Origin of the sequence: Cruoricaptor ignavus (assembly GCF_900141665.1) — a bacterium.
In the GTDB taxonomy this organism is placed as follows: domain Bacteria; phylum Bacteroidota; class Bacteroidia; order Flavobacteriales; family Weeksellaceae; genus Cruoricaptor; species Cruoricaptor ignavus.
In genome coordinates this window covers 1-26,122 of the sequence record NZ_FQYI01000001.1, presented here as the reverse complement: position 1 = coordinate 26,122, position 26,122 = coordinate 1, and the positions used below count along the sequence as shown (strand labels likewise).

At 43.3% G+C, this 26,122-nt stretch carries 27 protein-coding genes, 1 tRNA gene and 2 pseudogenes; 16 read left to right on the top strand and 14 right to left on the bottom strand.

The window, feature by feature from the left end:
• Positions 1-4 precede the first annotated feature (4 nt).
• On the bottom strand, positions 5-388 hold the full coding sequence (locus BUB43_RS00140) for a DUF3037 domain-containing protein (protein WP_073177162.1): 384 nt from the start codon (positions 386-388) through the stop codon (positions 5-7).
• The gene (locus tag BUB43_RS00135) at positions 375-1,157 is read right to left on the bottom strand and encodes a HipA family kinase (RefSeq protein WP_073177160.1); all 783 of its coding nucleotides are present in this window, start codon (positions 1,155-1,157) and stop codon (positions 375-377) included. The genes BUB43_RS00140 and BUB43_RS00135 overlap by 14 nt, the downstream gene beginning before the upstream one ends.
• A gap of 134 nt (positions 1,158-1,291) precedes the next feature.
• On the opposite strand from BUB43_RS00135, the gene BUB43_RS00130 reads away from it, so the two are divergent.
• Positions 1,292-1,636 carry a hypothetical protein gene (locus BUB43_RS00130; protein WP_143153998.1) on the top strand — a complete coding sequence of 115 codons (345 nt, stop codon included), beginning with the start codon at positions 1,292-1,294 and terminating at the stop codon, positions 1,634-1,636.
• Between the two features lie 365 nt (positions 1,637-2,001).
• On the opposite strand, the gene BUB43_RS00125 is transcribed toward BUB43_RS00130, so the two are convergent.
• The gene (locus tag BUB43_RS00125) at positions 2,002-2,925 is read right to left on the bottom strand and encodes a glycosyltransferase family 2 protein (RefSeq protein ID WP_073177156.1); all 924 of its coding nucleotides are present in this window, start codon (positions 2,923-2,925) and stop codon (positions 2,002-2,004) included.
• Between the two features lie 524 nt (positions 2,926-3,449).
• Here BUB43_RS00125 and polA point away from each other — a divergent pair.
• On the top strand, positions 3,450-6,236 hold the full coding sequence (polA, locus tag BUB43_RS00120; RefSeq protein ID WP_395858356.1) for a DNA polymerase I: 2,787 nt from the start codon (positions 3,450-3,452) through the stop codon (positions 6,234-6,236).
• Between the two features lie 31 nt (positions 6,237-6,267).
• On the opposite strand, the gene BUB43_RS00115 is transcribed toward polA, so the two are convergent.
• The 6 genes from BUB43_RS00115 to BUB43_RS00085 form a co-directional block, all read right to left on the bottom strand.
• Positions 6,268-6,726 (bottom strand): hypothetical protein, encoded by a 459-nt coding sequence (locus BUB43_RS00115; protein ID WP_073177151.1) that lies wholly within the window; start codon positions 6,724-6,726, stop codon positions 6,268-6,270.
• Between the two features lie 4 nt (positions 6,727-6,730).
• Positions 6,731-8,014, bottom strand: coding sequence for an acetyl-CoA hydrolase/transferase family protein (locus tag BUB43_RS00110; RefSeq protein WP_073177144.1), 1,284 nt, complete (start codon positions 8,012-8,014; stop codon positions 6,731-6,733).
• A 63-nt stretch (positions 8,015-8,077) separates the two neighbouring features.
• A complete protein-coding gene (locus BUB43_RS00105; RefSeq protein ID WP_073177141.1) occupies positions 8,078-9,415 on the bottom strand; it encodes a UDP-N-acetylmuramate--L-alanine ligase in 1,338 nt (445 codons plus the stop codon).
• Positions 9,416-9,473: 58 nt separating this feature from the next.
• Positions 9,474-10,283: a lysophospholipid acyltransferase family protein gene (locus BUB43_RS00100; RefSeq protein WP_073177942.1), complete on the bottom strand. Its 810-nt coding sequence runs from the start codon at positions 10,281-10,283 to the stop codon at positions 9,474-9,476.
• 20 nt (positions 10,284-10,303) lie between these two features.
• Entirely contained in the window at positions 10,304-10,930 is a 627-nt protein-coding gene (locus tag BUB43_RS00095; RefSeq protein WP_073177138.1) for an NUDIX hydrolase, read from the bottom strand.
• Positions 10,931-11,245: 315 nt separating this feature from the next.
• Positions 11,246-12,283, bottom strand: a complete 1,038-nt coding sequence (locus tag BUB43_RS00085; protein WP_073177123.1) for a phage head morphogenesis protein — start codon at positions 12,281-12,283, stop codon at positions 11,246-11,248.
• Between the two features lie 103 nt (positions 12,284-12,386).
• On the opposite strand from BUB43_RS00085, the gene BUB43_RS11195 reads away from it, so the two are divergent.
• Positions 12,387-12,542, top strand: a complete 156-nt coding sequence (locus BUB43_RS11195; protein WP_159430208.1) for a hypothetical protein — start codon at positions 12,387-12,389, stop codon at positions 12,540-12,542.
• Here the strand turns inward: BUB43_RS11195 and BUB43_RS11190 are convergent.
• The gene (locus BUB43_RS11190) at positions 12,532-12,783 is read right to left on the bottom strand and encodes a hypothetical protein (protein ID WP_073177120.1); all 252 of its coding nucleotides are present in this window, start codon (positions 12,781-12,783) and stop codon (positions 12,532-12,534) included. The two genes, BUB43_RS11195 and BUB43_RS11190, sit on opposite strands and share 11 nt — an antisense overlap.
• Before the next feature lie 116 nt (positions 12,784-12,899).
• Here BUB43_RS11190 and BUB43_RS00075 point away from each other — a divergent pair, with 116 nt between their 5' ends.
• Positions 12,900-13,874, top strand: a complete 975-nt coding sequence (locus BUB43_RS00075) for a YpdA family putative bacillithiol disulfide reductase (protein WP_073177111.1) — start codon at positions 12,900-12,902, stop codon at positions 13,872-13,874.
• 3 nt (positions 13,875-13,877) lie between these two features.
• Here BUB43_RS00075 and BUB43_RS00070 read toward each other — a convergent pair whose 3' ends face one another.
• The 4 genes from BUB43_RS00070 to fbp all read right to left on the bottom strand — a co-directional run bounded on the left by BUB43_RS00070 (position 13,878) and on the right by fbp (position 18,117).
• Entirely contained in the window at positions 13,878-14,336 is a 459-nt protein-coding gene (locus tag BUB43_RS00070; RefSeq protein WP_073177104.1) for a DoxX family protein, read from the bottom strand.
• Positions 14,337-16,010 carry a glutamine--tRNA ligase/YqeY domain fusion protein gene (locus BUB43_RS00065; protein WP_073177103.1) on the bottom strand — a complete coding sequence of 558 codons (1,674 nt, stop codon included), beginning with the start codon at positions 16,008-16,010 and terminating at the stop codon, positions 14,337-14,339.
• A gap of 61 nt (positions 16,011-16,071) precedes the next feature.
• Complete coding sequence (gene menC / locus BUB43_RS00060; RefSeq protein ID WP_073177102.1) at positions 16,072-17,073, bottom strand: o-succinylbenzoate synthase; 1,002 nt, start codon at positions 17,071-17,073, stop codon at positions 16,072-16,074.
• A 21-nt stretch (positions 17,074-17,094) separates the two neighbouring features.
• Positions 17,095-18,117 carry a class 1 fructose-bisphosphatase gene (fbp, locus tag BUB43_RS00055; protein WP_073177101.1) on the bottom strand — a complete coding sequence of 341 codons (1,023 nt, stop codon included), beginning with the start codon at positions 18,115-18,117 and terminating at the stop codon, positions 17,095-17,097.
• A 119-nt stretch (positions 18,118-18,236) separates the two neighbouring features.
• Here fbp and BUB43_RS00050 point away from each other — a divergent pair, with 119 nt between their 5' ends.
• The 12 genes and pseudogenes from BUB43_RS00050 to BUB43_RS11605 form a co-directional block, all read left to right on the top strand.
• The gene (locus BUB43_RS00050) at positions 18,237-19,475 is read left to right on the top strand and encodes an aspartate kinase (RefSeq protein WP_073177098.1); all 1,239 of its coding nucleotides are present in this window, start codon (positions 18,237-18,239) and stop codon (positions 19,473-19,475) included.
• A 36-nt stretch (positions 19,476-19,511) separates the two neighbouring features.
• Positions 19,512-21,368 (top strand): lysophospholipid acyltransferase family protein, encoded by a 1,857-nt coding sequence (locus BUB43_RS00045; protein ID WP_073177097.1) that lies wholly within the window; start codon positions 19,512-19,514, stop codon positions 21,366-21,368.
• Between the two features lie 72 nt (positions 21,369-21,440).
• Positions 21,441-21,513, top strand: a tRNA-Phe gene (locus BUB43_RS00040).
• Positions 21,514-21,529: 16 nt separating this feature from the next.
• Positions 21,530-21,706, top strand: a complete 177-nt coding sequence (locus BUB43_RS11185; protein WP_159430207.1) for a hypothetical protein — start codon at positions 21,530-21,532, stop codon at positions 21,704-21,706.
• A gap of 5 nt (positions 21,707-21,711) precedes the next feature.
• Positions 21,712-22,080 (top strand): hypothetical protein, encoded by a 369-nt coding sequence (locus BUB43_RS00035; protein WP_073177096.1) that lies wholly within the window; start codon positions 21,712-21,714, stop codon positions 22,078-22,080.
• 156 nt (positions 22,081-22,236) lie between these two features.
• The gene (locus BUB43_RS00030; protein WP_143153997.1) at positions 22,237-22,629 is read left to right on the top strand and encodes a hypothetical protein; all 393 of its coding nucleotides are present in this window, start codon (positions 22,237-22,239) and stop codon (positions 22,627-22,629) included.
• A 125-nt stretch (positions 22,630-22,754) separates the two neighbouring features.
• Positions 22,755-22,961, top strand: a pseudogene (locus tag BUB43_RS00025) (tyrosine-type recombinase/integrase); the annotation flags it as partial.
• 110 nt (positions 22,962-23,071) lie between these two features.
• Positions 23,072-23,947, top strand: a complete 876-nt coding sequence (locus tag BUB43_RS00020) for an RteC domain-containing protein (RefSeq protein WP_159430206.1) — start codon at positions 23,072-23,074, stop codon at positions 23,945-23,947.
• Positions 23,948-24,029: 82 nt separating this feature from the next.
• Positions 24,030-24,308 (top strand): helix-turn-helix domain-containing protein, encoded by a 279-nt coding sequence (locus BUB43_RS00015; protein ID WP_073177093.1) that lies wholly within the window; start codon positions 24,030-24,032, stop codon positions 24,306-24,308.
• Positions 24,305-25,117, top strand: a complete 813-nt coding sequence (locus BUB43_RS00010) for a hypothetical protein (RefSeq protein WP_073177092.1) — start codon at positions 24,305-24,307, stop codon at positions 25,115-25,117. The genes BUB43_RS00015 and BUB43_RS00010 overlap by 4 nt, the downstream gene beginning before the upstream one ends.
• Positions 25,118-25,227: 110 nt before the next feature.
• On the top strand, positions 25,228-25,869 hold the full coding sequence (locus tag BUB43_RS00005; protein ID WP_073177091.1) for a P-loop NTPase family protein: 642 nt from the start codon (positions 25,228-25,230) through the stop codon (positions 25,867-25,869).
• Positions 25,870-25,970: 101 nt separating this feature from the next.
• Positions 25,971-26,122 (top strand): annotated as a pseudogene (locus tag BUB43_RS11605) (IS982 family transposase); the annotation flags it as partial.

The following is a 26,122-nucleotide window of genomic DNA, read 5'->3' as shown; positions in this document are numbered from 1 at the left end:
GAATTCATAAAACCGCCTCTGCAAACAGCCGCTCAAAAGTTTTATTCAAATCTGCTGATTTTCCTGGATGAGGACGCGAGGTTTGAATAATGGCGCTGCGCACCGCGGTAAGCCAGCGGAAGCGCTCTGGTATTTCTAAGTGGGACAATGGCGATGCAAAATTGTCGCCGTTTGCGATTTTCTTAAAATAATCTAAACTTCTTTCAATTTCTTTCAATTCTAATTCAGGGCAGAAAAGCGCGAATTTCTTCGGGCAAATTTTTGTTTCCACCCGAATGAATTTTTCTTTCTTGCTGAACATCACGACGCCGATATTAAAAAACTCTTCCCGTTCAGGTTTTGGCACGAGACGAATTACGGCGTATTCATACAGTTTATCCGCGTGCATTTTCTGCTTCTTTAACAAAAATCTGTGAATGCCTTAGCCGATTCACCAAAAAGTTAAAATACACTTCACGAATCTGCTCCGGTGTTTCCTCTGCATCCTGCCATTGCAGAAAATCGTCTGGAAGTAAATTTACGATTTCACGGAAAACAGCCTCGTTTAGTATAGATTTCGCAAAATCATCTGCATCATCCAAGTTCTTAGCTTGCGGCAGAAGGATATGGTCCTTCACATATTTGAACGGGTTTTTCGCCGCCTCATCGAAATTCTGCCAGTTGTGGTGGAAGTAGAAGGATGCGCCGTTGTCAATGATCCACAGCTCTTTGTGCCACCACAGCAGGTTGGTATTCTTAAAGGTGCGGTCGATATTCGTGATGAACGCATCCAGCCACACGATTTTGGAAGCAAGCAGCGGCTCCAACTGCACGGAGGCATCGTAGGCCAACGCACCGCTCAGGTAGTGCATCGCAAGGTTCAGGCCTTCGGAAAACTTCAGCAAATCCTGAATTTCTTCATCGGCTTCCGTTCGCCCGAAATCCTCATCCAGCTTAGCAAAAACCAGTTCCGGAATGTTCAGCCCTAAAGCCTGCGCTATTTTCCCTCCGAGCAATTCGGAGACGAGCATTTTAGTGCCGTGCCCTGCGCCGCGAAATTTTACCACATATTTAAAGTCATCATCGGCTTCGGCAAGGGCAGGCAGGCTGCCGCCCTCTCTCAGCGGCAGTATGTAGCGCTGCACTGTTACCGTGCGCAATTTCAGTTCGGGAATCATTCTGTAAAGGTAGTGTATTTTGGAATTGCTGCTGTTTTACCTTCATTTTTGTGGTCACCACACCTACAAAAGCCGGTCAGATTGTGCGTTTTTTTTATTTTTGTTCAATAATTAAATTAATAAGTTTTAATGTTTTGAAGAAAGTTTTAAGTACAGTATTATTGACGATGACAGTAATTTCATGTAATGACAATGAAAGAGAAGTTACAACTTTTGAAACTGAAGTAAATAATTTAAATAAGCCTGAGATTTTACAAGGTTTTATTAATGCTAAAGATCAAATGAAAGGTTTATCATTAAAAACAATCAACTCTTCTACTAATAAAGTAGTTTTGGACGAACAAAGTATTAAACGTAAATATGAGGAAAACTTCGCTTTAATAAATAAGGAAACGGGTTTAAAACTAAAATATGATGAAGGAGAGTTTAAGGCTATGTTATCATCTCTTGAAGCAGATTATATAAACAAGATTTTATGAGTAACTTATTTATTATCAAAAAATATTTTTTTTATGTATTATTGGTATTTACATTATGTTTAGAAATAGTATCAATAATATCTTTTTTGGATAAACATATAAGTGTAACTTCATTTCTTTTGATTTTATCATCTAATTTACTTATTATGGTAACTGCCATATTAAATATAAAGAAATTGAAAAAATGAAAGATATTTAAGACTAATTTTTTGTTTTCGCCTTGTCAATGTGAAGAGGACAAAGCGGCAACGTGAAATACCCTCACTTCACTAGACCACTTTTAAGGGTTTCTTAATTGAATTTTATGCTGCTGATTTATATATTTCTATTGGTTTTTGGAGTTTGATTCCCTGGTTATATATTTCTTAAATTTCTAAAAAAGCAAAAGATTTATCCTGGATAGATTTTTTTAGATTTTCTTCAATTTTGTGACCTTCTTTTTTAAAGTATTTTATTTCCTCAATTATTTGTAATCTTTTTGACCTGTCACCTTTTACATAAGATTTAATTAGACTTGTTTTCAGATGCTTTAAAGCATTTTTAATAGAGATTGGCCTATTTGGGTTTGATAAATTAATCAAATAGTTTCTCTTAGAAATAAATTGTTTTTGTCCATATTCCCAATTTTGTGGTCTCTGTCTATCATGATATATTTTAGTGTGCGGGACTACTCCTGCTTTTAGACCTTTAAAATATAGACGCTGGATATAATTGTTATCTTCGCCATAATGAAAAAATGTGGGACTAAAGCCCCCAACCTTCTCAATGCATTCCTTAGACAAAAGCCAACATGCTGCACAAATAAATTCAGCCTCATAAGGGCTTTCTTTTATTTTATTTAACAAAGAATCTGAAAATAAAGATGGACAGTGTTTGGGACTTATTTCTCTTAAAAATTCTCCGTCAATATTTTTCCCATTTCCATCTAAGTGTAATGGACTTAATATGCCAAATAGTGGATTTTTAATAGCACATGAAACTAATGTACTAATCGTTTCTACCTCAATTTGAGCGTCCTGATTTAATAGCAATATATAGTCGTAGTTGTTTTTAATGGCATATTCAATTCCTTTATTATTTGCTTTTCCAAATCCTAAATTAACATCTGATTGAACTAAAGTTATTTCTGGAAAATTAGTTTTAATATAATCGATTGTATTATCGTTTGATGCGTTATCAATGACATAAATATCGGTATTATAGGTAGATTTTTTTACTGATTTTAAGCATTTTTCTATCCAATCAAACCTTGTTGCGTTGTATGTAACAATAACAGTTAATATTTTCATAAACTAAGCCCTTTTACAAACTATTTATAGAAAGCATTGGTAGATGCTGGTTTTTCATAGTCTTGCAAATTTAAAAACTATATTTTTAAATGATCCTGTTTTTGGGGAAGATTACAGAAAATAATTGTTTAAATTTACGATGCAATTATTAAGTCAAGATTTACGGAGCCGCAGATATTGAAGGTGCTCCAAAGCCAGCTCCAAATATTACGGAAACAACTGCAATGTAATGGCGGAAATAGTTTTGGGCGCATTTGCAGAAGGAATCACGCGCTTTCCTGCTTCATTGGAACGCCTTGCAGAAGTGAACCCGTGCGGTTTTGATGCTTAACCCACAATTTTATTCCTATAAAATAGGCACCATTTGGACTGGCACTTTCAATGCCAATGGCAGATATATAATTGTGAATTTCCAAATCAGGTTTACCTAATCATCCAAAATAGCTAATTTTATAAAAAATTTCAAACGAATATAAAAGTTGAACGCCCCCGACAAACGCCTTTTCCTGATAGATGCCTACGCGATGATTTTCCGCGGGTATTATGCGCTGATTAGAAATCCGAGGCTGACTTCCGCAGGCTTCGATACTTCGGCAATCTTCGGCTTTACCAACTCGCTGATTGAGCTCATCCGCCGCGAAAAGCCTACGCACCTTGCCGTAGTCTTCGATGTGGGGAAAACCAATGTACGCACAAACGATTTCGCCGAATATAAAGCGAACAGAGCGGAAACGCCCGAGGCCATCCTGAACGCCGTGCCGTACATCCACAAAATCCTGGATGCTATGGGCATCCCTGTGCTGGGCGTGGAAGGTTACGAGGCCGATGATGTAATTGCCACCATTGCCAACAAAGCCGAAAAAGAAGGCTATAAAATCTTTATGGTAACGCCGGATAAGGACTTCGGGCAGCTGGTGACGGAGAATATCAAAATCTACAAGCCCGGGCTGAAAGGCAGCGAAGTGGAAATACTGGGCGTGGAAGAAATCAAGGCGAAATACGAGATTGAGCACCCAAAGCAAGTCATAGACTTCCTGGCAATGATGGGAGACAGCGTGGACAACATTCCCGGACTGGATGGGGTGGGAGAGAAGACGGCGAAGAAATTCCTGAAGGAATACGGCAGCATTGAAAATCTGCTGGAAAACACGCACGAAATCAAGGGAAAGCTGCGCGAGAAGGTGGAGGCCTGCAAAGAGCAGGGCATCCTCTCCAAAAAGCTGGCAACCATCATCTGCGATGTTCCCATTGATTTTGAAGAGGAGCAGTACAATCTGGAAACGCCTGATTTTCAGAAAGTTAAGGAAGTATTTGATGAGCTGGAATTTCGCAGGCTTTACGAGAATATGTACCGTGCCTTTGCGCCGGAAGCATCCGCGGAAACATCGGTAAATACCGACCCTAACAGGATTTCCCGATACGAAAAGGCAGAAGCGAAAGATGGCAGCGTGCAACTGGATTTGTTCGCCAACTATGAACAGCAGGAGCGGCCAGCTTCCGCGAAAAGCACCATAGCAGAAAGCAAGCACCTTTACCAGTTCATCGATACTGAAACCGGAATGAAGCTGCTGGTGCAGAACCTGATGCAGCACAAAGCCGTGGCATTCGACACGGAAACTACCTCGCTGAACGAGATGGAAGCGGAATTGGTAGGGCTTAGTTTTTCTTACAAAAAAGGCCTGGCATACTATGTACCGCTGCCAGAAAATAGGGAAGAAGCGCTGGAGATTCTAAACATTTTTAAGCCGTTTTTTGAAAAGGAAACGGTGATGAAAATAGCGCACAACCTGAAGTTTGATTATAAAATCCTAAGGCTGTACGGCATGGAATTCAAAGGTCTGCTGTTCGACACGATGATTGCGCACTACCTGCTGAATCCCGATGGAAGGCACGGGCTGGATTACCTCTCGGAAATTTACCTAAATTACAAACCCGTTTCCATTGAAACCCTCATCGGCAAAGGGAAAAAGCAGCTCAGTTTCCGCGAAGTGCCACTGAAAGAAGCTACGGAATACGCCGCGGAAGATGCGGATGTTACCTACCAACTTTACGAGGTATTCGCACCGCAGCTGGAGAAGGAAAATCTGCTGAAACTTTTCTGCGAAGTGGAAATGCCACTGATGGAGGTGCTTGCAAAAATGGAGCTGGAGGGCGTGCTGCTCGACGAAAACTGGCTGAAGCAGGAAAGCGAAGATCTGCAGAGCGACCTGCAAAATCTGGAGCAGAAAATTTTTGAACTCGCCGAAACGGATTTTAATGTGAACTCGCCAAAGCAATTGGGCGAGATTCTCTTCGAAAAACTGCAACTGGATCCAAAGGCTAAAAAGACGAAAACTGGGCAGTACCAGACTTCCGAAGATGTGCTGCAAAAGCTCTCGGCAAAGCACGACATCATCCCGCTTATTCTAGAATTCCGCACTTACCAGAAACTAAAATCTACCTATGTGGATGTGCTGCCTACGCAGATTGATGCGGATGACGGCAGGGTGCACACGAATTTTTCACAAACGACGGCGGCAACTGGCAGGCTGGCTTCCGTGAACCCCAATCTGCAGAACATACCGATACGAACCTTGCGCGGACAGCAAATCCGCGGTGCCTTTGTGGCGGGCGAAGGCAGTCAGATTATTTCCGCCGATTATTCCCAGATTGAATTGCGGCTCATCGCGGAAATTTCCGATGAAACCAATATGATCCGTGCGTTTCAGGAAGGGCAGGATATCCACGCTTCCACGGCTTCCAAACTTTTCGGCGTGCCGATTGAGGAGGTTACGAAGCTGCAGAGAAGCCAGGCAAAAACGGTGAACTTCGGCATCGTTTACGGACAGGGTGCGTTCGGACTTGCCGAGCAAACCGGGCTTTCCCGCACCGAAGCCAAGCAGATGATAGATGAGTATTACCGCAATTATCCAAGGCTGAAAGAATGGATGGCAGAGCAGGTGAGGAAAGCGCGCGAACTAGGCTTTGTGGAAACAATTCTCGGCAGAAGGCGGCACCTGAAGGACATCAACTCGAATAATTTCGTGGTGAAGGGCCACGCCGAACGAAATGCCGTGAATGCACCGATACAGGGAAGCGCTGCGGACATCATCAAGATTGCGATGATAAATATTGACCGCCAACTTGCGGAACATTCATTAACCACGAAAATGCTGCTGCAGGTGCACGATGAACTAATTTTCGAGTCGCCAAATGATGAAGTGGATGTGGCTACGCGACTGATAAAATCTGAAATGGAAAGCGCCGTGGAAACCCAGGTGCCGCTGCTTGTGGAAGTGGGCGTAGGGAAGAACTGGCTGGAAGCGCATTAATCGCTTTGGCAGTTAGCGGTAAGCGGTAGGCTTATCTGCGGCGAAGCATTGTTTCGTCTATCCACCGTTCACGGGTGTTAACATCGCTGAGGTACAGAATGTTGTTCTCGCTTTTAAGGAGCAAGGTTTTGGTAACGGGCAGGGGGATTCTTTCATTCTCCAGCCTGTCAAACCGGAATGAAAGAAAATTATCTTCCGTCCGCACTACATCACCGGTGTAGATTTGCGATGTGGTTTTCCCTGTAGTATCCTCGCTCACCCGGATGTAATTTGCCACGGCGCCGTTGATGGAAAGGAAGTTGCGAATGCTTTGCTCCGTATTTTTTTCAATCATTACAAAGCGTTTCCCCTCCAGAGAAATTTTGCTGAGGTCCTGATTGATGCCCTGCCTTGCCTCAATCTTATCCAGCAAGGCATTGATTTTAGCATATTGTGCCTTGGCAAAAAAACTGCCGATAAATATCGGCAGAAGTACTGCTATTTTTCTCATTTCTTCAAAGATTTGAAACTTTAAATCTCTCGTAAGCGGCTTTGGTAAGCGCCTCCCGATCGTCCGGGTGGGCGATGCTGATAAGGGCCTTGGCACGCTCCTTCAGCCCTTTGCCGAAGAGATTCACTGTTCCGTATTCCGTCACCACATAGTGCACATGCCCGCGGGTAGTTACCACGCCTGCCCCCGGGTTCAGCACGGGGACAATTCTCGGGATGCCTTTGTTGGTACGGGAGCTGATGGCGATGATAGGTTTGCCACCTTCAGAGTAGGCTGCGCCAGTCATAAAGTCCATCTGCCCACCGATACCGGAGAACTGGTAGGTGCCGATAGAATCTGCGCACACCTGGCCGGTGAGGTCTACTTCCACCGCGGAATTGATGGCGTGCATCCGTTTGTTTCTTAAAATCATCGCGGGGGAATTTACAAGCTCCACATTGTAAAAACTTACGATAGGGTTGTTGTGAAGGAAATCGTAAAGCTTTTTTGTGCCAAAGCTGAAGCTGGTTACGGTCTTATAATTGTTAAAACCTTTGTGGGCATTGGTAACTACGCCTTTCTCAATAAGGTCAATAACACCGTCGCTGAGCATTTCGGTGTGGATGCCCAGGCCTTTGTGGTTGCTTAGCGATTTCAGGACTGCATCCGGGATGGTGCCGATGCCCATTTGCAGGGTCGCTTTATCGTCAATAATTTCTGCTACATTCTGCCCTATTTTTCGCTCCACATCTGTAACTTTTGCTCCGTAATCCAGCGTGATCAGGGGTGCATCGTGCCACACCATTTTGGCGAAGCGGCTTTTGTGCACGGCGCTGTCGCCATAGGTACGGGGCATATTTGGGTTTACGATGGCAATGGCGGTTTTGGCGGTGTGAACTGCAGTCTGAGCACAATCGATAGAGGTACCCAGTGTGCAGTATCCGTGCTCGTCGGGTGGGGATACCGTAACTACTGCGACATCAAGGGGCAGGATGCCATTGCGGAAGAGATGCGGGATACCGCTGAGGAAAATCGGCACATAATCTCCATTCTCCCCATTCACCGCCTTGCGTACAGGCTCCGAAGTGAAGAGTGAGCGGATGTGGAAGCTGCCTGCGTACTCGGGGTTGGCGATTTCTACCGGGCCCTGCTGCGTGATGCTTACCAGCTCTACATTCTCTAGCTCCCGGGCGCGTTTTGCCAGCGCGGAGTAAAAGATATTGGGCGTGCAGGCACTGCCGTGGCCAAAGATTCTCTGCCCGCTCTGTACCAGTGCCGCTGCTTCCTCAATGCTCGAATATCCCTCCATAGTATAAGTTTTTTAATTTCCTCAAAGTTAAGGATTTACTTCAATCCAAAAATAGGACAGTTATCAGTTCTGAAGGCTTATGCCTCCAAAGTCTCCCGAGCTCATCATCAGGAAGGCACCGCTTTGTTTATCGAGCAAATCCCAATAGGCGTGGAGCTGCTGAGCATCTGTGAAGACCAACAAATCTTCCCTTTGGAATTTCTCACGGATGAAGTCCGCAGAAATCGGCTCTAATCTTTTGATTTTCAATGCTTCTTCGGAATAGAAAACTACCGCTTCGGAAAGCCCATCCATTGTTCCGGCGTATTGCTCCAGGAAAACAGGGTTGAGCGAAGAGTAGGTGTGAAGCTCCAGAAAGCCATAGGTTTTCTGACCTGCAAACTGTTCGCAAAAGGCTTTCACCGTGGCCTTCACCTTGGAAGGTGCGTGGGCGAAATCTTTGTAAACCGTGGCTGCATCGGCTCTTTCGATTTTCTCCAATCTTTTGGAAGCGCCTTTGAAATTCATTATTGCCTCATAAAATTCCTCATCCTGAATGCCAAGCTGGTTGCAGATTAACCTTGCGCCTTCCATATTGAGCAGGTTATGCGCACCAAACACGGAAACTGGCACTTCGCCGAATTCGGTTTTCAGGTACACCCTGCCGTCACGAATTTCGTATGCCGGCGTTCTGTACGGCATCGCACGGAAATAATTGTCCGCCGATTCTACCACCTTTCGCACTTCCTCATCTTCTTCATTGTACACCAAAACACCGCCTGGCGTAATGGTTTCCACGAAATTTCGGAACTGCTGCACATAATCATCAAAGGTTTTGAACACATTAATATGGTCCCAGGCAATGCCGGAAATTAGCGCAATGTTCGGCTTGTACAGCATAAATTTCGGGCGAAGATCCAGCGTGGAAGAAAGGTATTCATCGCCTTCCAGAATCATAAAATCTGTGCCGTCAGAAATTTTCACCATACAATCGAAGCCTTCCAGCTGAGCGCCCACCATATAATCCACATCTTTTTGGTGAAAATTCAGGGCATGCAAAATCATCGATGTAATCGTGGTTTTCCCGTGAGAACCGGCAATTACCACCCGCGTTTTATCCTTGCTTTGCTCGTAGAGAAATTCTGGGTAAGAGTAGATTTTCAGGCCTAATTCCTTTGCCCTTGCCAGTTCTGGATTATCAGCGTGGGCGTGCATCCCGAGAATTACCGCATCAATATCCGCCGTGATTTTTTCGGGAAACCAGCCGTTTTCTTCGGGCAGCAAGCCTTTGTTTTTCAATCGGGAAAGCGATGGCTCAAAAATAGCATCATCAGAACCTGAAACTTCGTAGCCCTTGTCCTTCAGCGCTATTGCCAAATTGTGCATCGCACTTCCACCAATTGCAATAAAATGCGTTTTCAATTATTCGTAAAAATTTTGATGATTTTTTTAAATTCAGCAAATAAAATTTCGGTAAAAATTACTGCTTTTCAGCTTCGGCAAGTTTGCGCTGTTTCAGCTGCTCTTCGTAATTATGCAGCTTGTTGAAATCGCTCGTCTGCTCAATTGCAAACATAATTTTATCCAGAATCTGCTGGGAAGTTTCGTTCTCGTAATCTATTTCCAGCGGCTTTTTAAATTCCATCGTTGGTTCTACGCCTGTTACTTTCAGCCTAAGTCCTTTCTTGTCAAATGCCCTTCGGAAACCATTGATTTTCACCGGAATTACAATCGGCCTCTGCTGCTTGATGAGTTTTGCCGTTCCCTTTCTGCCCTGCGCAAAGGCGGCGGTTGTTCCCTGCGGAAAAGTGACGACCCAGCCATTATCCAGCGCCCGCAAAATATTGTCCACTTCACCCATATCCACGATGCGGTTTACATCCTTTCCGCCGGCCCTCCAGGTGCGTTTCACGGTTACCGCCCCGGCAAGTTTGAAAAGCTTGGCAATGCCTTTGCTCATCGTTTCTTCGGCGGCTACATAATAAATATCAACCTTCGGGTTCAGCAGGTAGATTGGGTTTTTTATCGTGTTCAGGTAGCCGTTGTTTGTCGCGAAAATCACATGGTACATCGCCATCACATCGGCAAAATAAGTCTGATGGTTGGAAACCAGCAGCACATTGGATTTCGGCAGTTCTGCAATGTTTTCCGTGCCGCTGATTTTCAGCCTGTTAAAGCCGTTGAACCTTCGGTAAGAGATTACCCCCATTACGAAAATCACCAGCCTTTTCAGGATGTAAGGCGTGCCGAAAGCATCGCGGAAAATCGTTTTTTTCTTAGTCTTCGCCATTTCGAAAAATGCAGACAAATCTACAAATTTTTGAGCAACTGGCTGAACTCGCTGAGAATCATAGCGGTGGCACCCCAAATGATGTAGCCGTTGAAATTGATGACCGGCACTTCCATTCCGCGGCTTCCTGCGAAGGCCATTATTTCAGGCTCATCGTCTAGCGAAACCAGCGATTCTACGGGGAATTCTATCAGCTCCACGGCTTCAGCTTCCTGCAGATTGAACCGCGGATTTTTGCCGGTGTACGAAACGAAGGCGTAAGCATAGAAGTTGCTCGGCGGAATGTAGATGGGCGAAATTTCCCGAATGATACGCACGAAATGCTCGTCTATGCCCATTTCTTCGGAAGTTTCGCGCTTTGCCGTAGCCGCAAAATTTTCATCGCCATCCTCCCTTTTTCCACCGGGCAGGGAAATTTGTCCGCTGTGCCTGTCCTTATCGTTTTTCGCGCGAACCATCAGCGGAAAATGCCAGCGGTTGTCCTTCAGGTAAAGCAGGATGTTCACCGCCGCAAATTTTGGATTATTCTTCAGGATTTCTTCGTACGACAAAATCGGGCGTGAAGGCGGCGAGAAAATACTGTGCGCATCCTCGCCGTAAAGTTCCGCTTCTTTGATTTTTCGCAAAAGGTCTTTGCCGAAGGACATCCGTAAGTTTTTCCAAAGATAACAAATAGAATGCACATACACTTTGTTCCACTGGGAGAACATGTCCTGCATAGGTACGCGCTTGCAAGTGGAAGATTTCCGCGCTGCTGGAGGAGACGGCACGGCAGTTTCCGCCACTTTCTCCTTCCACAGTATCCGCCATCATCAAGCAAAGCGGGTGCTACGGAGGGGGAAAATGATTTTTTTCTATAAAATTTGGAATATTAGAATAAAAATTCTTACCTTTGCAGTACCAGAATTAACTGGTTGAAAGGAGACCTGCGCGGTCGCCACACCCTTAAGGAATGATTTTTATCATTCCTTATTGAATTTTAGGAGCCTGCCATTGTGGTAAAAAAATACCGAATCGAACCGGTAATATTTCCTATTTTTTTCACTAAGTATATCATTTGCTCTATTCTGTAATATTTTCTCGGTAATTTTCTTATCCAAGTGGTGTGTAGAAATTATTGCTATGGCTCCCTGTGCAGAAGCTTTATTCGCATTATGAAGTACATTCTTAATTGACCTTGGCCTTTTTAAATCATAATAAGTTCCATCTCCGTTTAAATCAGGATTTGATGTTTCAGATAATAATTTTGGAAATAATAACTGCCGGCCCACTTTGTCTCCCATATTAATTACAGGCATAAGTTCGACCCTTTTATGAATTTTCGTTAATTCTCTTCCAACCTTTAGGATTTCCAAATAATCATCTTTAGTGATATCAACGAGAATGTGCTGATACAGATTTTTTCCTAAGCCAAAAAATTGAGATTTTCGAGGCAGTTTAAGAATAACGCTGGTTATAATTCTTGTGCCATCGTTAACAACCTTTTTAAACATTCTTTGGGCGAAGCTGATGCTTTCCCTGGTAAGTTTCTCGATTAGTTCGGGAGTAAGGCCGCCCATTGTGAGATAGCCACTTCCTGAGAAAATCCTTCCGCTCACTGCAGGATTGTTCTCAAATTCAATCTTCATCTGCACGCCGCCTTTCACCTCGGTAGGCTCTTCGTCGGTCTGTACCACGGTGCAGCGGCATCCCCAGTCCAGCGGTGGCAGGTGGGTATCCCAGAACGGATCGTTGTAGGGCCGCACGGTACCATCCAGGGCGCGGTGTTCCGGGCGAACCCTGCCATCCCGCACACTCATAAATTTTACATTGGGGTACAGGTCTGTATTCCGCCCGAAATCTTTCCACATTCTCGCAGCGTTGGCATTGGCTACGGTCTGGTGGTATTCGGTTTCAAGCCAGCGGTGGTTGTAGTCGCCGCTTACCTTCCAGGCTTCCTTCTTGAACTCACTCCAAGGGCGAAGCGAGCCATCCTCGGCAACCAGCAGGCTCTCCAACACTTTGCGGAAAGATGTTTCCTTGAATGCGGAGAATTAAAATGAATACAGAAATCACTCAGGAACAAATCGAAAACTGGAAAAAGAAGTACGGGGAAGTATTCCGTTGGATGAGGACAGCCAGAGCATACGAATGCTGGATGCGCAATTGAGATTCTATATGCACATCGATCCCGACCTGCTCACAGATAGGGAATGGGCCATGCGTGTGAGGGAACTTCAGTGGTTACGGGAAAAGGAAGCGCAAGCGGCTAAAAGTTAAATCTATCCCGCTGCCGTATTTTCGCCCCATAGTACATAGGCAAACAGTTAACGAAGACTAATAGCAAAACCATAAGGATGGTATCTGGGATAAAAAGGACGGTAATAGTAGCCGCAATAGAGAGCGAAGCTACCCAGGGATGAGGGCGGAAGATTTGTGCGTAGTTCTTTATGACGGCCAGCAGAAGCCCTGCCCCCATACCGATACCTAAAACTGCGAGAAAAACCAAGATGAATCCCATGCCACAAATTTAAATAAAAAATATGGCAGGCTTCTATGAATTTACCATACACCTACGAGACCAATGGAATTTGATATAAAGGAACTTATCAATTATGTAAGCCCTATCTTTGCTCAATGGAAATCTTGGATTTGCTAATCATAGGCGGCGGACCCATCGGTTTGGCAACAGCCGTGGAAGCTGCAAGGGCAGGGCTTTCGTACCGCATCATCGAGAAGGGGACGATTGCCAACAGCATCTACAATTACCCGCTTTATATGCAGTTTTTTTCGACGGCAGACCGGCTTGAAATTGCTGAAATTCCGTTCATTACAACGAGTGTAAAGCCTGGCAGAAAAGACGCGCTGGAATATTATCACGCCGTTGCACGAACCTACAGCCTAAATATTAATCTTTATGAGAAGGTATTGAAAATCAGTAAGTTAGAAAGTATTTTTCACATCGAAACAAGCAAGGGAGTTCATTTTGCGAAAAATGTTGTAATTGCTACCGGTTTTTACGATATTCCTAATCTGATGAATATCCCTGGTGAAGAACTTCCGAAAGTGCGGCATTATTACACGGAGCCTTATCCTTATGTAGGGCAGAAGGTTGCGGTAATCGGTGCCAGCAATTCCGCTGTAGATGTGGCTTTAGAGATTTTCAGGAAGGGTGGCGAAGTTACGATGATTGTCCGCTCTAATCACATCGGTGAATCTGTAAAATACTGGGTGAAGCCGGACATTGAAAATAGAATTTTAGAAGGGAAGATCAAAGCACATTTCGGTGCTTGTGTTACAGAAATCACTGAAAATACCTTAATTTTTAGGGACAGATTTGGGAGAATGATTGAAATTGAAAACGATTTCGTCTTCGCAATGACTGGTTATTTACCAGATTTTGAATTTCTCAAAAATTCGGGCATTATTTTGAAGGGTTCACAATTGAAGCCAGTGTATAATCCTGACACGATGGAAAGCAATGTGGAGGGCCTGTATTTGGGTGGCGTAGTTTGCGGCGGCAGAGATACGCACCTTTGGTTCATCGAAAATTCACGGCAACACGCAAAATTAATCGTGAATGACATTTTGCGTAAAAATCTAAATTTCTGATAATCAATCTTTTGGCTTGTAGCCAAACTTCCAGATCCAAAGGATATAAAATATCTGCATCGGAATGCGGAACCAAAGATAGCAAATGCCGTTTCCGTCGAAATTTCCGGTTTCATAGTTGAGATTCTGCATTGCAGAATTGATGTTTGCCGGCAAAATCAGTATCAGAAAAATAATCAGAAGAATGGAAGTGATTTTCCGGGATTTTTTGAAAAGTAATCCTATTCCCGCAGCAATTTCCAGAATTCCTGTAATAATTACCCATTCTTTTTTAAAAGGGATGAAATCCGGAATCATTTGGGACATTCCTTGGAGAAATGCAAAATGTGCCACCGATGTGAAGAAAAGCATCGCAGCCATAGCAATTCTTCCGGCGCGATGCCAGTGTGGATTTTTGAATCTCAGTTGAAAAATGCCGACAGAAATAATGAAGGTGCCGAGCAAAATTAATAGTGGCTTCATTTACTCCGGCTTATAAGAATCCTTCAGCGTCACCGTTCTGTTGAAAACCGCCTTTTCATCGGTGGAATCTTCATCTTTCGTGAAATATCCGATGCGCTGAAACTGCAGCGGTTCGCCAATTTTTACATTCTTGATTTCCGGCTCAGCAAAAGCAGTTACCGTCTGCAAGGAATCAGGATTAATGAAATCCATAAAATCTGCATCTTTCTCAGCATCAGGCTGTTCCACGGTGAAAAGCCGGTCATAAACGCGAACTTCAATCGGCACAGCGTGCTTCGCCGAAACCCAGTGCAGCGTGCCCTTTACCTTGCGCAAACTGGCTTCCGTTCCGCTGCCTGATTTTGAATCTTCGTCATAAGTTGCGTAAATCGTGGTAATTTCGCCGTTCTCATCTTTCTCAACCCTGTTGGCTTTAATAATGTACGCCGATTTCAGCCGAACTTCCCCGCCAAGTTTCAGCCGGAAAAATTTATTATTGGCCTCTTCCTTAAAATCTTCCCGCTCGATGAAAAGCTCCTTTGAGAAAGGGATTTCGCGGTTTCCTGCGTTTTCATCCTCCGGATTATTTTCCGTTTCCAGCCATTCCTCCTTGTCCTCAGGATAATTTTCGATGATGAGTTTCACGGGATCCATCACCACCATCAGGCGTTTCGAAATTTTGTTTAAATCTTCGCGAACGCAGAACTCAAGTAATTGAATATCAATGAGATTCTCCCTTTTCGCAACACCAACCCGCTCAATAAAATTTCGGATGGCTTTCGGCGTAAAACCTTTTCTGCGCATCCCAGAAATCGTAGGCATTCTTGGATCATCCCAGCCTGTCACCACTTTTTCCGCAACCAGCCTCTGCAGCTTCCGCTTGGATGTAATCATATAAGTAACATTCATCCGCGCAAATTCCCGCTGCTTGTTTCTAAGTTGCTGATTATCATATACTTGGTCGATATACCAATCATAAAGCGGCCGGTGATTTTCGAATTCCAGCGAGCAAAGTGAGTGCGAAATCTGCTCAATATAATCGCTCTGTCCGTGCGCCCAATCGTACATCGGGTAGATTTTCCAATCGGTTCCCGTTCTGTGGTGCGGCCTTTTCAGGATGCGGTACATCACAGGATCCCGCATATTCATATTCGGCGAAGCCATATCGATTTTTGCACGAAGCGACATTGCTCCTTCCTCGATTTCGCCGTTCTTCATTTTCTCGAATAAAGCCAGGGATTCTTCCGCAGGCCGGTTTCTGTACGGGCTCTCGATGCCTGGCTCAGCAGGATTTTTCCGCTGTTCCGTAATTTCTTCCGACGATTGCTCATCCACATAAGCCTTGCCCTGCTTTATCATTTCCACAGCCCAATCGTACAGCTGCTGAAAGTAATCAGATGCATAGACTTCTTTATCCCATTGAAAACCAAGCCATTCCACATCTTTCTTGATGGCATCCACAAATTCCTGTTCCTCTTTTTCAGGGTTGGTATCATCGAAGCGCAGGTTTACCGGCGCATTATATTTCTCACCCAAACCAAAATTTATGCAGATGGCCTTCGTATGCCCAATGTGAAGATAGCCGTTTGGCTCCGGCGGAAAACGGAAGCGTAATTGATTGCTTTCCAATCCTTTAGCTAAATCATCTTCAATAATCTGCTCAATAAAATTCAGGGATTTTTTTTCTTCTTCCATAATAAATCGTCGCCTGCAAAAATAGCGATTTCAGAAATTTTTAGGTAAATTTTCGGAATATTTAAAGATGAAAAAGCTTGTCGCCAACTAAATTCAGGCGGCTTTCAAAATTATTTGTGAAAAGCGCACCTGTTCCCAAACCCTGCGGCATTTTCGGTTTCTTGATGAAAGTATATTGCGCAATGGCATTCAGGCCGATGTTGCTTTCCAACGCAGATGTAATCCACCATCCAATTCCTTGATTTTCAGCTAGTTCTATCCATTCATCGCTGCCGGAAAATCCGCCGCAAAGCGATGGTTTCAGGATGATAAACTGCGGCCTGATTTTTTCCAGCAATATTTTTTTTTCGGAAAAATCATTGACGCCAATTAATTCTTCATCCAAAGCGATGGCAGTTGGCGTTTCTGCACAAAGTTCCGCCATTTCATCGGCGTTTCTGGCTTTTATCGGCTGCTCTATGGAGTGAATTTTCAGCTCGGCAAGCTCCTGCAAAACGGTTATCGCTTCATTAAAACTGAAACCGCCGTTGGCATCTACTCTCAGTTCAAGTTTTTCTGCGGAAAATTCTTTGCGAAGATTTTTCAGGATTTCCTTCTCCTCATCCCAATTTACGCCGATTTTCAGCTTGATGCAATCATATCCCAAATCCAGTTTTTCCCGAATTTGCGACTTCATAAAATCAGCATCGCCCATCCAAATCAGCCCGTTGATTTTTATAAAACCTTGACCTTCAGTAAATTGTGAAGGGAAATAAACACCCTCGCCAAATTCCAGATTCCGCTTAGCCTGCTCCAATCCAAACCAAATGGATGGAAAATCGCGAAGTTCTCTTTTTATAAAAGTTTCTTCTGCATTGATGTTTTTGCAGAGCCACTCAAGTTTTTGCTCATATTCCGGGACATCATCAGAGCTCAGCCCACGGAAAACAGCACATTCACCGATGCCTTTTTTCTCTCCGTCAAAGATTTCCAGGATAAAAGTTTCCTTCTCGGTCAGAATTCCGCGAGAAGTTCCGCCCGGCCTTTTGAATTGCAGAAGGTGCCTGTAAAATTGGGCTTCCATCAAAAGCTTACAATTTTCAAATCAGTCCTGGACCTTTTGATTTTTCGCCATAAATTCTTCGGCTTTTTCTACCATATTTTTGCTTCCGCAGAAAAACGGCACACGCTGATGCAGCTCCGTAGGCTCTATTTCCATAATCCTTTGGAAACCGTCGCTCGCTTTTCCGCCGGCTTGCTCAGCCAGAAAAGCCATCGGGTTGCACTCGTAAAGCAGGCGCAGTTTGCCGTTCGGCGCCTTGGCATAAGATGGGTAAATGTAGATGCCGCCCTTTATCATATTCCGATGGAAATCCGCACACAGCGAACCGATATAGCGCGAAGTATAAGGTCTGTCATCCTCATTCATTTGGCAGTATTTTAAATAATCTTTCACGCCCTGAGGGAATTTGATGTAATTTCCTTCATTAATTGAATAAATTTTTCCCTTTTCGGGAATAGTCATATTCGGATGAGAAAGGTAAAAAGTTCCGATGGCAGGATCCAGCGTAAAGCCATTCACGCCGTTTCCTGTTGTGTACACGAGCATTGTGGAGGAGCCGTAAATAATGTATCCCGCAGCCAGCTGGTTTTCGCCCTTTTGCAGGAAATCGCGCATCTCTACCGGTGTTCCGGGCTCGGACACGCGCTGGTAGATGGAGAAAATCGTCCCTACGGAGACATTTACATCGATGTTGGAAGAGCCATCCAGCGGGTCTATCAGCACCACATACTTGCTGAGGTGGCCGCGTTTGGTGCATTTTATCTCAATAAAGTCGTCGTTTTCCTCACTTGCGATGCCGCAGACCACCTCCCGCTGAGAGAGCGCTTCGATGAAGATTTCGTTGGCGAGCACATCCAGTTTCTGCTGGTCCTCGCCCTGTATATTCGTACTGCCTGCCACGCCTGCGATGTCCACCAGCCCGGCCTTATTTACCTCGCGGTTTACCATTTTTGCAGCGAGTTTCATCGCATTGATCAGCCTGGAAAACTCTCCGGTGGAAGCTTTGAAATCTTCCTGTTTCTCAATGATAAACTCGCCGAGCGTCTGAAAATTCTGGTCTGCCATTTTCTGAAATATTTACTCACAAATTTGCAAAATTTTTACTGATATTTCACGCTTGGCTCAATAAAATTTTGCAGATAAGAATCATCATTTTAATTTTGAGGTATAAATGATGGCAGATTATGAAGGTTTTCAAATTCGGTGGAGCGTCTGTAAAAGATGCCAAAGCGGTAAGAAATGTATCGAAAGTTCTTGATACTCAGGGGTTTGGTGAATGCCTGCTTGTAGTATCGGCAATGGGAAAAACAACCAATGCGCTGGAAGCTGTGGTAAATGCTTGGGCGGCGGGAGAGGATTTTGTGCGCAAGCTTCGCGATTCGGAAAGTTTTCACCTGGATATAGCCGAGGAATTATTTCAGGTGAATCATACTATTTTTTCTGAAATAAAATTAAGGTTTTCTGAGATTTTTAAATTTTTATCAGAAAATCCTTCGGCGTCTTATGATTTTGCTTATGACCAGGTGGTAAGTGCGGGAGAAATTATTTCATCAAAAATCCTCAGCGCTTATCTGAATGATGCGGGTTTTTACAACAACTGGCTGGATGCGAGATGCGTGATAAAAACAGATAGCAATTTTCGGGAAGCCAATGTGGATTGGGACGCAACCGCCAAGAAAATCTCTGAACTGGAAATGAGTTTACCTGCTGTAACTCAGGGATTTATAGCCTCCGATGAGAAGGACGCTACTGTAACACTCGGCAGGGAAGGCTCCGATTATTCCGCAGCGATTTTTGCGTACTGCCTCGACGCGGAGTCGATGACTATCTGGAAAGATGTTCCGGGCGTGATGACCGGCGACCCACAGGTTTTTGAGAATGTGCAGCTGCTGAATAGCATCTCCTATGAGGAGGCTATTGAGCTTGCCTATTATGGTGCTTCGGTCATTCACCCGAAAACTTTACAGCCCCTGAAGCAGAAGAATATTCCTTTTTTCGTTAAATCATTTCTAGAACCGTCGGCTAGCGGTACAAAAATAGGATTAAGCCTTGATAATCAATTTGTTGAAAGCTATATTTTAAAACAGAACCAACATTTGCTGAAAATTTCAACCAAAGATTTTTCTTTCATTGCTGAGGAGCATATGAGCCACATTTTCAGACTTTTAGCTCAAAATAAAATTAACATTTCATTGATGCAGAATTCTGCCATATCACTCGCGCTGTGTCTGGAAGATAGATTCCGAAACCTGGAAGAATTAATTTCTGAATTGAGGAAAGATTACAAAGTTGACCTTGTGAAGGATGTCTCGCTTTTCACTGTCCGCCATTTTTCGCCTGGGGATCTGGAGAAATTTTACGAGGGGAAAGATGTGCTTATCGAGCAATCTAGCCCTTCTGCACTACAGATTGTGTTTCGCTAAATTTTCATAATTTAGTTTTTTGTTAAATATTTTTCGATGAGTCTTATCACTCAGGAGGATTTGATTTCCGCAGCGGGGCTTTCCAGAGCGGGTATTTTGAAAAAACCAATCGCGCGCGGCGTGATGAATCTCACAAAAATTGATGAGGTGAATGCCCTGTACGATAAGGTGAAAGACTTACAGGGTAATGAGTTTTTTGATACCTTTCTGCGGGAGCTCGGCATACAGTATGTGGTTTTTGAAGAAGATCTCGCGCGCATCCCTGCCGGCGGGGCTTTCATTGTGATGGCAAATCATCCGCTTGGGGCGATCGACGGGGTGCTGATGACGAAGATTTTCAGCGATGCGCGGCCGGATTTCAAGATAATGGGAAATTTTCTTCTGCAAAAAATTCAGCCTATGGCAGATTATGTAATCCCCGTGAACCCTTTTGAAAGCAGGAAAGATGCCTTCAGTAGCACCTCCGGGATGCGGGCAACTCTGCGGCACCTGCAGAATGGTGGCTGTGTGGGCATTTTCCCGGCGGGTGAAGTATCCAACAAAAATAATGCAGAGCGCGAGCTGCGCGACCGCGAGTGGCAGAAAGCAGTTTTAAAAATGATAAAAACTGCCGGGGTACCGGTAATTCCGATGTATTTCCACGCAGAGAACAGCCGGATATTTTACAGAATGGCGCGGCTACACCCCGATCTCCAGACCCTGATGCTGCCCGCAGAAATGATGCGGAAGCGCGGCGAACCGGTGCGCATCAGAATTGGGAGGGCCGTCTCTGCAAAAAACATTGAAGCAGCGGAATCTGCTGGGGAAATTGAGGAACTCTTGCGGAAAAAAATCTACCTTCTGAAGGCATACTACGAAAGGCGGCGAAAGATCCGCGATCTGCTGAAACTTCCGAATCTGCGTCTGAACTTTCATGACCTAAGTTCGGGCAGCGTAGTTCAGAACATTATCTCTGAAACGCCGAGGGAAGATCTTAGGCACGAGATCCAGGCGCTGAGGCGTGCGGAGAAATTGCTTTTCGCCAACGGAAGCTATGAGGTTTATTTTGCCGAGTACGGAGAAATCCCGTCGATAATGAGGGAGATTGGGCGCCAGCGCGAGCTTACCTTCCGCGAGGTAGGGGAGGGGAGCAACCTTCCTTTCGACCTGGATGAGTACGACCAGCATTACCGCCACCTTTTTCTTTGGGATAACGAAGCAGAGAAAATCGCCGGTGCCTACAGGATGGGGCTTGGCAGGGAAATAATGGCAGAGCTGGGTATCAAAGGATTCTACACGGCATCGCTGTTCGATTTCGATTCTGAACTGAAGCCTTTTTTCCATAAAACCATAGAGATGGGGAGGGCTTATATTTTAAAGGAATATCAGCAGAAACCTTTGCCGCTGTTCCTGCTGTGGCGCGGCATCGTGTATGTGTGCCTGCGCAATCCTGATCATCATTTTCTGATGGGTGGCGTAAGTATTTCGAATAAATTCTCGTCTTTCTCCAAGGCGCTGATGATTGAATTTATGCGCTCCAACTATTATGACTCTGCTCTGGCGCAGTATGTACACCCAAAAAATGAGTACCGGATAAAGATGGACAGGCGCGACAGAAACCTCTTCCTTCAGGAAATCGACACCGACCTGAACAAACTTGATAAAATAATAGACGATCTGGAGCCCGGAATGCGGATGCCGGTGCTCATCAAAAAATACATCAAGCAGAATGCGAAGGTAATCGCCTTCAATGTGGATCCCAGCTTTAGCGATGCTATAGACGGGCTGATGTACATCCGCATCAGCGACTTGCCGGAGAGCACGATAAAGCCTGTGCTGGAGGAATTGAGCAACAAGCCTGATCCGGCAATGTCAGATTACTCGTCCGGTGAGCAGTCGTCTATGAAGATTTGAAAAAAAATAAAATCAAAAAACTTGCAGGTTAAATAAAATAATATTACTTTTGCACCACTCTAATCGAGTGATGGTTTCTTAGCTCAGTTGGTAGAGCAACGGACTGAAAATCCGTGTGTCCCTGGTTCGATTCCTGGAGAAACCACAAGTTTTATTACAAAATGATGCAAACGCTGCTAAATCCTTTGATTTACCAGCGTTTTTGGTTAACTGGCAGAACGCCAGTAAAACAAAATTCTACCGCAAAAGTAGAAAATAATTTTGTCCGTTATAATGCAACGACAGATGATATTACAATAGAATGGCATGGGAGTAAGATTAGTACTATAAATAATTAAGAAAAATGAAACGATTAACTTTCTTATTAATTATTGTATTTTGCTTCACCGGTTGCCAGCGAATTATTGAGCAACATCAATTTAATAAAGAGTTAAGCAATTACACTTCTCCATACCAGGGAAACTGGTATGGAGTTTATACAGGCTCTGATAACGGACAGTTGCAAATCACGGTCTATAAAGCTGGCAATATAGAAGTGAGACGAATTTTCAATAATGTTTCAGAGACTTTCTATGGACTAGTCTATAATAATGGTATTATTATGTTCACCTATTCAAATTCTGGTTTTTATCTGTCTGGCGACTTAAATGCTAAATCAGGAACTTGGAAACAAGGATCTTTAAATGGCAGCTGGTCTGTTACAAAACAATAATCAAATTACAAAAAATGAAATATATATATATATATAATTGCTCTACTTACTATTTCTACTTTAGCACTGTCTCAAGAGAATACCACCAGTCTCGAAAAATCAATCTTCAATATTCAGACAGGCTTTGTTGGTTTTTGGGCAAACAACGAATTAAAATTGTCAAGGTCAATTGCTCTGAGATCAGAAATTGGAATTGAACCTATTTGGCTTGTAGGAGACGGCACTGTATGGCATCCAAATTTTAGACTTGAACCAAGATATTATTATAACCTTGAAAAAAGACTTGAAAAAGGCTACCCAATAAATTACAATTCAGGGAATTTTTTTGGAATTGCAATTAATTACAGGCCGGATGCTGTAGTCTTCTCTAACAATAAAAATCTAAAAACAATTGAGAGCATTTCTTTTGTTCCGAAATGGGGGATTAGAAGGAATTTAGGCAATCATTTTAATTATGAAGCTGGCTTTGGATTGGGTTTCCGCCACGAGTTTAAATATAGAAACTACGGAGAGTTTGATATTCATTTAAGGATAGGCTATTCTTTTTAAAAAGTATATGAAAAAATCTATTGTATCATTACTGATTGTTGCAAGAATTTTTTAGATGCACAAGAGAAAAAAGACTCTCTTTCCACCAAGGATATTAAAGAAGTTTTAATCAAATCTCAGAATGTGCCCGACATACTTTTGCTACCACCGTTACTCTTTCCAACAATGTCCCGATTGAGAGCGTCAGCAAAATGCTTGGGCACCGCAACATAAAGACCACGCAGCATTACGCCAAAGTCCTAGATAAAAAAGTCAGCGAAGATATGACCAGCCTGCGGACTTTACTGCAGCAGAAAAGCACCGCTGAAACTGCAAAAAAAGCCACTATCTAAAGTGGCTTTTTTATTTATAATTACAACTATTTGTTGTTGTTTACAACTATTTATTGTATTGATATTCAATTACTTATAGTCTTGAAGTTAATACTGCCTTAAGTAAATTTGTGAAAGACAATCCCAAAACTTTCACAGATATGTTTGAAAAAATACTGCAGATTTACAGCGAGATGGAAACGCACCTGAATTTTCTCGAGCTGGAAGAAGAAGCACCTTTCCCCAAAAGCAAAAGAGCCATTCCTATCATTCAAAATGCTCTGGATAAAGTGCGCCCAATTTTTTTGAAAGCCAAGCCAACTCCGGCACAAGAGATTAAGTTTTTCAAAGAAATCAAACCAAAATTCACCTCAAAATTGTTCTACCACAATGGTATTTATCGAATGGAAACAGACAAACCTTCCGGTAGCACCGAAATTCTCATTGATTATTTTCGTTCACAGCAGCAGGACATAAATAGATATTTCAACAAACACAGGGATTTTATCAAATATTACCGCACAGACCAAACCTACCTGGACCATAAATATTTCATCCGTGGCGCAATGAAATTTGATTTGGAAGTGGATAATATTTCTTTTGCTGCAGACCCCGCATTTTTCACTGACCGCAGTTTCAAAATCGGCAAAATCCGCGCTCACGAAATTTTAGAAATCTATTTAAGCCATCGCATCGCACAGCTTGAAACCCCATCGCAGCATATCGAAAATTCACAGCACCGCAAATACCCTCTTACCTGGACACTCTCAAAAACCGACATCATAGAACTGATTTATTCCCTGCAGTCCGTAGGAGCTTTCAACAATGGTACTGCAGATTTAAAAGATATTGCCGACGCCTTTGCAGATTATTTTGATGTTAATCTTTCCCAGCCATCCCGAACTTTTATAGACATCCGCCGCAGAAAGTCAAACCCCACAAAGTTTATTTCAGAACTCCAGGAAAAACTGCAGCAGAGAATTGACGAGGCTGAAGAAGATTCCTAAAAAAATCGTTACCAACCTCTTCCGTATTGTGAAATAAAACCATCCAAACCCAACAAATTTGCATCAATAAAAATCAAATTTTATGGCAGTAGATTTAATAACCAGGGAAGATTTTGAAGCCTTCAAAAAGGAAATGATGGACATCATCACCGTGCATCTCAATTCCAGGATTACCCACCAAAAACTTTGGCTTCGCTCTTCAGAAGTGAAAGAAATTTTAAAAGTCTCATCCGGCACCCTTCAAAACCTCCGCATCAAAGGCAAACTCCGTTATTCCAAAATCGGCGGCACCCTTTACTATGATTATCGGGATATTGACAGAATGCTGGAAGAATCCAAAAACCCAGGAATGATATTATGAACTACATCAGACACTTAACCGGATTTTATGAAAAAATCCTAAATGATGATAGGCTAAACCCTTCGCACATCAGCCTTTATCTTGCCCTATTTCAGTTTTGGAATCTAAACCGCTTTCAGAATCCCGTAAGCATTTCTCGCAGTGAAATGATGAAACTAAGTAAAATTTCAGCATTGAGCACCTACCACAAATGCATCAGTCAGCTGCAGGATTTTGGATATATTGAATATTCACCTTCCTTTAATCCCTTCAAGGGCAGCACTGTAAGCTTGTTAAATTTTGAAGCCTTTGCCGACAAATTTCAGCCAAGAAGCCAATCCAAAAAACAGACATCGGAAGAACAGCCTTTAGATAAGCATTGGACAACTGATAATACAGGCACTGAACAGGCATTGGAACAGCAGAACGAACATTCTATAAACTATATAAACACTATAAACAGTACAAACAATAAAAACATTACAAGAACCACACAACCCAAATATTTATCTGATAGACAAACTCCTTCAAAAAAAAATAATGCGGGAAAAACTTCAAAAAAAAATACTTTTACACCCCCAGAATTTGCTGAAGTCCAAAGATTTTTCGCCGAAAAAAACGCACCACCCGAAGAAGCAGAAAAATTTTTCAACCACTACGAAAGCAACGGATGGCTTGTCGGTGGAAAATCCAAAATGAAAAACTGGAACGCCGCCGCTCGGAATTGGCTCATCAATGTGAAAAAATTCAGCGGCACAGCGCCCATTGTTGCTAATACTGCTGGGCATCTGTCCGCTTCCACCGGAAAATCCTATCAGGAGAAACTTTAAAAAAAATGCCGCACCCTGCAGCCTATTTTTTCAGCGGTACAGCGCACTCGCCTTGATGGCATCGTGCATCTGTCCGCTTCCTCCATCATCCCCATATTCACCACAACTTTATGAAAATCCCCGATGGCATCATTCCCATATCCTACGACTACAAAAAAGCTGGGAAGTTTCTCCGTGAAATAGCCATGGAATTAACGCACCGTGAATTTCTCATACCCCAACACGAACGCGCAATGGTTTTTGCAGCTCTCGTTTATTTCCTTCGTGATGAGAAAGCCGCTGAAGCCATAGGATTGGACTTGAACAAGGGCCTGATGCTCAGCGGCCCCATTGGATGCGGTAAAACCACATTGTTCCGCATTATGCAGAAATTCCCAAAAAATCAGGCATCCTTTGGCATCGTCAGCACTCGCAAAGTAGTTTCGGAATTTATGCAGCAGGGATATGAAATATTAGAAAATTATTCTTTCGGTCAGCAATACAATTACAACCGCAAACCTATTGTATGGTGCTTTGATGACCTCGGTGCAGAAGCCAGCTCAAAATATTTCGGTAACAACTGCAATGTAATGGCGGAAATTCTGCTTTCTCGGTATGATTTATTCATTGAAAAAGGCATCCCAACCCATCTCACCACCAACCTAACTGCAGCTGAAATAGAGCAAGTTTACGGCAATCGCATTCGTTCCAGGATGCGCGAAATGTTCAACCTCATCGGCTACAGCGCAAAATCAACCGACAAAAGACTTTGAGTTGGTAAATTATAAAGTATAAACCCGTAGTGCATTATAAAATAGGTTGCTCAAGTGACTAAAAATTAGTATATTGTATTGACTACCAATCAAATACAATTATGAGCAACCTTGAGGCAAGTTACAACTTAATTTTAAATAATTTAAGAGACATTTCAGAAACTGAAGATTTTTATTTTAAACCTATAAAACCAAAACTATCTGATATAGAGTTGATTGGCTTGATTATTTTGGCTGAATTTAAGTCCATTGA